This is a genomic window from Elstera sp. (assembly GCF_044372965.1).
GTDB lineage: Bacteria > Pseudomonadota > Alphaproteobacteria > Elsterales > Elsteraceae > Elstera.
The window spans coordinates 1-5,677 of record NZ_JBILQX010000207.1; the positions used below are offsets into that span (position 1 = coordinate 1).

General features: G+C 61.8%; 6 protein-coding genes. 5 read left to right on the plus strand and 1 reads right to left on the minus strand.

Annotated features, from left to right (window positions below):
* A partial coding sequence (locus tag ACIQ36_RS17760; protein WP_395831788.1) for a hypothetical protein occupies positions 1 to 620 on the plus strand: 620 nt, incomplete at its 5' end.
* On the opposite strand, the gene ACIQ36_RS17765 is transcribed toward ACIQ36_RS17760, so the two are convergent.
* Positions 617 to 1,480: a DMT family transporter gene (locus ACIQ36_RS17765; RefSeq protein ID WP_395831790.1), complete on the minus strand. Its 864-nt coding sequence runs from the start codon at positions 1,478 to 1,480 to the stop codon at positions 617 to 619. The genes ACIQ36_RS17760 and ACIQ36_RS17765 overlap by 4 nt on opposite strands.
* 119 nt (positions 1,481 to 1,599) lie before the next feature.
* Here ACIQ36_RS17765 and ACIQ36_RS17770 point away from each other — a divergent pair, with 119 nt between their 5' ends.
* The 4 genes from ACIQ36_RS17770 to ACIQ36_RS17785 all read left to right on the plus strand — a co-directional run.
* Entirely contained in the window at positions 1,600 to 2,994 is a 1,395-nt protein-coding gene (locus ACIQ36_RS17770; protein WP_395831792.1) for a PLP-dependent aminotransferase family protein, read from the plus strand.
* Between the two features lie 163 nt (positions 2,995 to 3,157).
* Positions 3,158 to 4,165, plus strand: coding sequence for an ABC transporter substrate-binding protein (locus ACIQ36_RS17775; RefSeq protein ID WP_395831794.1), 1,008 nt, complete (start codon positions 3,158 to 3,160; stop codon positions 4,163 to 4,165).
* 7 nt (positions 4,166 to 4,172) lie between these two features.
* Positions 4,173 to 4,991 (plus strand): ABC transporter ATP-binding protein, encoded by an 819-nt coding sequence (locus tag ACIQ36_RS17780; protein WP_395831796.1) that lies wholly within the window; start codon positions 4,173 to 4,175, stop codon positions 4,989 to 4,991.
* On the plus strand, positions 4,984 to 5,677 hold a 694-nt coding region (locus ACIQ36_RS17785), incomplete at its 3' end, for an ABC transporter permease (RefSeq protein WP_395831798.1). The genes ACIQ36_RS17780 and ACIQ36_RS17785, both read left to right, overlap by 8 nt.

Consider the following 5,677-nt stretch of genomic DNA (forward strand, 5'->3'; position numbering starts at 1 on the left):
ACGATACTACGCCATGCTGGACGCACCAGCCATGGCCGCATAACTTAAACCAAACGGTCTCCGGCAAACTCGGGGCGGTTCATGTGGATGCCACCGAGCCCGACAAAATCGCCGCAGTTCAGCAATTTATTGCGGAAGCCAAACGGCGAAGCATCCCTATTCGTCAGGATAAAAGTGAGTTAGGTTGGGGGGATAGTCTCACAAAATTTATGGATAGGCTTGCACAAGGTCAGAAGATTTTTGTAATTCTAAGCAACGCTTATCTACGTAGCCCTTACTGCACCTACGAGTTATTCAAGATTTGGCAAAACTGCGCGAAGAATGAAGACACGCTAACAAGTCGCGTTCGGATCTACCTACATCCAGGCCTCAAAATATTTACCGAAGCCGAGAGGTTAGAATATTTCCGCTTTTGGAAATCCAAATATCTAGAACTGAAACAAGTTTGGGACGAGGTGGGAGCCGAGCATATGCCGGAGAATGATCTCCGACGATATCAAGCCGTTAAAGATTTTTACGGTGACGTCATGAAAATTCTCGGCACGGTCAGCGATCGGCTCCAACCAAAAGACTGGGATGCGTTCATCAACTATAGTTTTGACGATACGCCCGCCCCCTAACGCGCAAACCGCTTCGCCCCCGCCACACACAGCACCACCACCCCCGTAACCGCCACCATCGGCCAGGCCACCGTTTCGCCCAGCAAGGTTGCGGCCAACGTCAGCCCGAAGAAGGGTTGGAGAAGCTGCAACTGCCCGACGCCCGCGATGCCGCCCAGGGCGAGGCCGCGATACCAGAAGACGAAGCCGATCAGCATCGAGAAGAGCGAAACATAGACGAGGCTCCACAGGGCGGGGGTGCCGATGCGGCTCCAGTCGGCGGGTTGCAGCAGCAGGGCGGCGGTCGCCATGAAGGGGAGCGACAGGACCAGCGCCCAGGAGATCACCTGCCAGCCACCCAAGCGCCGCGACAGGGCCGCGCCTTCGGCGTATCCCAACCCGCACACGATAATCGCGGCCAGCATGAAGCCATCGCCCACCAAGGAGCCCGCGCCGCCCTGGAAAAAGGCGAACCCCGCAACGCAGGCGCTACCGATGCCGGAGAAAAGCCAGAAGATCGGGCGCGGGCGCTCGCCGCCGCGCAAAACGCCGAAGATCGCGGTCGAGAGCGGCAAAAGCCCGACGAAAATCATTGAGTGGGCGGAGGTCACATGCTGTAAGGCCAGCGCCGTGAGCAGCGGAAAGCCGATAATCACACCGAGCGAAACGATCAACAGCGAAAACAGGTCGCGTTTCGCTGGGCGGGCCTGACGGAACAGGATCAGCAGCCCGCCCGCACACAGGCCAGCGATGGCGGCGCGCGCCAGGGTGAGGAAAACCGGATCGAAATCGGCCACGGCGAGGCGGGTTGCGGGCAGCGAGCCGCTGAAAATCAACACGCCGAGAAAACCGCTCAGCCAGCCATCGAGACTCTTATCCATGGGAAAACCCCTTCCGTCGAATGCCCCTTCTGTATCGCCAGAAAGCGCTGGTGCGGCTAGGGACAGTCCAGTACAATTCTACAAAACTGTATTGGTCTAAAGTGCAGTACGGAGAGGAAATGGACGGCACCACCCCCTTGAGCCTGGTTGAGCAGGTGATGCAAACCGTGCGCGGGCGCATCGCCGCGCGCACGCTGACGCCGGGGGCGAAGCTTCCCTCCATTCGCGGGTTTGCCGACAGTCTGGGCGTGTCGAAATCGACCGTGGTGGAAGCCTATGAGCGTTTGAGCGCCGAAGGGGTGATCCGCGCCCGGCCCGGTTCGGGCTTCTATGTGGCGGGGGGCTTGCCGCCGCTCAGCCTGGCGCAGATCGGCCCGCGCCTCGACCGGGCGATTGATCCCTTCTGGGTCTCGCGCCTGTCGCTCGACGCGGCCGAGGACGTGCTGAAGCCCGGCTGCGGTTGGTTGCCGTCCGACTGGCTCCCCGAAGCCAGCCTGCGCCGCGCTTTACGGGGTTTCGCGCGGGCGGAGGATGCCGCGCCTTTCACCGAGTATGGCACCCCGCTGGGCCTGCCCGCCTTACGGGTTTTGCTGGCGCGGCGCATGGCCGATCAGGGCATCGAAGCGCCGCCCGATCAAATTTTGCTCACCGAATCAGGCACGCAGGCCATCGATCTTCTGTGCCGGTTTCTGTTGGAGCCCGGCGACGCCGTGCTGGTCGATGATCCGTGCTATTTCAACTTTCACGCGCTGCTAAAAGCCCATCGCGCCCAGGTGATTGGCGTGCCCTATACGCCGCAAGGGCCGGATGTGGAGGCTTTTGCCGAAGCCCTCACCGCCCACCGCCCGCGCCTCTATATCACCAACTCCGCCCTGCATAACCCCACCGGCACCACCCTGTCGCCGCTGGTGGCGCATCGCTTGCTGAAGCTCGCCGAAGCCGCCAATCTCACCATCGCCGAGGACGATATTTTCGCCGATTTCGAGCCCGACCCCGCCCCACGCCTCGCCGCCTTCGACGGGCTCAATCGGGTGGTGCGCATCGGCAGCTTCTCGAAATCGCTGTCGGCCTCGGCGCGCTGTGGCTATATCGCCGCGAAACCCGCGTGGATCGAAGCGCTCATCGACCTGAAAATCGCCACCTCCTTCGGCGGCGGGCGCATCGGGGCGGAACTTGTGCTGTCGGTCCTGAAAGACGGCAGCTACCGCAAGCATATGGAAAGCGTGCGCACCCGCCTTGCCCGCGCCATGGCGCTGACGATCAAGCGCCTGAAGCCGCTCGGCATCCGCCCTTGGGTGGAGCCGCGCGGCGGGATGTTTCTCTGGGCACAATTGCCGGAGGGGCTCGACGCGTCTGAAATTTCACAAAAGGCGCTCGCGGAGCGGGTCATTCTCGCGCCGGGGAATGTGTTCAGCGCGGCCCAATCCGCCGCCAGCTTTATGCGCTTCAATGTCGCCCAATGCACCGACGAGCGCGTGTTTACCACCCTCGCCCGCGCCATGCCCGGCGCTTAAATTGTGCAAAGGCTGCGTTGGGTGCAATTTCAAACTTAATTCACAATAAATAAATGTTTAAAATATAATAGAACATTGAATTTATAGATTTTGTAAAATACTAAAGTTATACCATTAACGCAGTAAGTAATGGTAAGATTTTATGCAACCTAAAGGGGTAATCATGGTTTCGATGAAACGCACCCTCGGCCTTGCCGTTTCGATGGCCGCGCTCCTGATCGGATCGAGCGGCGCTTCCGCCGAAACCGCCAGCCTGCGCATCGCCCAGCAGTTCGGCGTCGCCTATCTGCCCCTGATCGTCGCCAGCGAGCGCGGGTTGATTGAGCAGGAGGCGAAGACCCTCGGCCTCGCCCCGCCGAAGATTGAATGGCTTAAGCTCTCAGGCGCCACCGCGATGAACGACGCGCTCATTTCCGGGGGCCTCGATTTTGCCACCGGCGGGATCGCACCCATGATCGTCGCGTGGGATAAAACCCGCACGAACGCTAAGATTATCGGTATCGCGGCCTTGGGGTCGATGGCGAATGTCATCACCACGAATAACCCCAACGTCAAAACCATCGCCGATTTCACCGAAAAAGACCGGATCGCCATGCCCGCCGTGAAGGTCGGGTTTCAGCCGATTGTGCTGCAAATGGCCGCCGATAAGATGTTCGGGAAATACGATAAGCTCGACGAACTCACCGTGAGCATGCCCCATCCGGATGCGACCGCCGCGATTCTATCGGGCCGATCCGAAATCACCGCCCATTTCACCTCGCCGCCCTTTGTGCAGCAGCAGCTCGCGACGGGGAAAGTCCATGCGGTGCTCAATAGCTATGACGTGCTCGGCGGGCCGCACACGTTCAACGTGGTTTATTCGACGGCCAAATTCGTCGCCAATAACCCGAAAACCATTCAGGCCTTCGTTGCCGGGCTTGATGCGGCCAACGATTGGATCAAGAAGAACCCAGCGGAAGCCGCCGCCCTCTATATCAAAGCCGAAAACTCCAAGCTGGAGCCCGCGTTTATCGAAGCGATTATCCGCGCGCCGGACGTGAATTTCTCCACCACCCCGGAAGGCGCGCAGAAATTCGCCGATTTCCAGGCGAAACTCGGTATCATCAAGCAAAGCTCGACCTCGTGGAAAGAGATGTTCCAGGCGGGTTTGCATAGCAAGCCGGGGAACTGAGGCCGCGATGGACGGGGTTCCGCGCGTGGAAACACTGCCCCCTGCCCCGGCGCTCGGCCCGGCGCTGCTGGAGGTGCGCGACGTTTCTATTCGCTATGACACGCCGAGCGGCCCGCTGACCGCCGTGGACCGGGTGAGCTTCACCCTGTCGGCGGGCGAACGGCTGGTGCTGCTGGGGCCGTCCGGCTGCGGGAAATCGACCCTACTGCGCGCGGTTGGCGGGTTCCTTACGCCCTCCTCCGGCGAACTCCGCCTGCGCGGCACCCCGATCACCCGGCCGGGGCCGGACCGGATGACCGTCTTCCAGGAGTTCGACCAGCTTCTCCCCTGGCGCACCGTTCTGGGGAATGTTCGCTACGCCCTGCAACGCGGGCGGGGGCTTTCGCGCGCGGAGGCCGAGCCGATTGCCCGCGATTGGATCGACCGGGTTGGCCTCACGCGCGCGGCAAATGCCTTTCCCCATACGCTGTCGGGCGGGATGAAGCAGCGCGTCGCCATCGCCCGTGCCTTCGCGCTCCAGCCCGATCTGCTGTTGATGGACGAGCCTTTCGCCGCGCTGGACGCGCTCACCCGGCGGCGCATGCAAGACGAACTCCTAGCGCTCTGCCTCGATACTGGAGCAACGGCGCTGTTCGTGACCCACGGGATTGACGAAGCCATTCGCGTCGGCACGCGGATTCTCGCCTTCACCCCCCATCCGGGGCGGCTGGCGGCGAGTTTCGACGTGCCCGAAAGCGTGCGCGAACGCGGCACGCCCGCTTTTGCCGCCCTAGAAGCCCATATTCAACACAGCGTTTTCGCCAGCCCGGAGGCCGATCATGGCTGAGATCGCCACCGCCCGCGCGCTGCCGCTGGGGCGCTTCAACCAGCTTCTCGCCCGCCTGCCGGGGCGGCGGCTCGTCATCCTCGCCGGGCTTGCCTTGATCTGGGAAGGTTACGCGCGCTGGCTGGATAATTCGCTGCTGCTGCCGACACTTGGCACGACGTTAGGGGCGCTGTTCGACGGCATTGCCTCGGGGGAATTGCCGGATCGCACGCTAACTTCGATGCAAGTGTTGCTGAGCGGCTATGCCTTGGGAATTTTGTTCGCGGCGGTTCTCACGGGGCTTGCCGCTTTGTCGCGCTGGGGCAGCGAGGCGCTGGGGCTCTTGACTTCCATGTTCAACCCGCTACCCGCCATCGCGCTACTGCCGGTCGCGCTGCTGTGGTTTGGCGTGGGGCAACCGAGTTTGATTTTTGTTATCGTCCATTCGGTGCTGTGGCCGGTGGCGCTCGCCTGCCACGCCGGGTTTCGCGCCGTGCCGCCGACGCTGCGGATGGCCGGGCGCAATATGGGCGTGACGGGTGGCCGCTTCGTGGTGGAAATTCTCGCCCCCGCCGCCTTTCCGCAAATCCTCTCGGGCCTGCGCATCGGCTGGGCTTTTGCTTGGCGCACCTTGATTGCCGCCGAGCTTGTGTTCGGCGTGAGCGCGCGTTCCGGCGGGTTGGGCTGGTATATTTACGTCAATCGGG

Bases quoted from the DNA above. Each gene is read 5' to 3' on its own strand.
- ACIQ36_RS17765 (WP_395831790.1), bottom strand. From the start codon at position 1,480: ATGGATAAGAGTCTCGATGGCTGGCTGAGCGGTTTTCTCGGCGTGTTG.
- ACIQ36_RS17770 (WP_395831792.1), top strand. From the start codon at position 1,600: ATGGACGGCACCACCCCCTTGAGCCTGGTTGAGCAGGTGATGCAAACC.
- ACIQ36_RS17775 (WP_395831794.1), top strand. From the start codon at position 3,158: ATGGTTTCGATGAAACGCACCCTCGGCCTTGCCGTTTCGATGGCCGCG.
- ACIQ36_RS17780 (WP_395831796.1), top strand. From the start codon at position 4,173: ATGGACGGGGTTCCGCGCGTGGAAACACTGCCCCCTGCCCCGGCGCTC.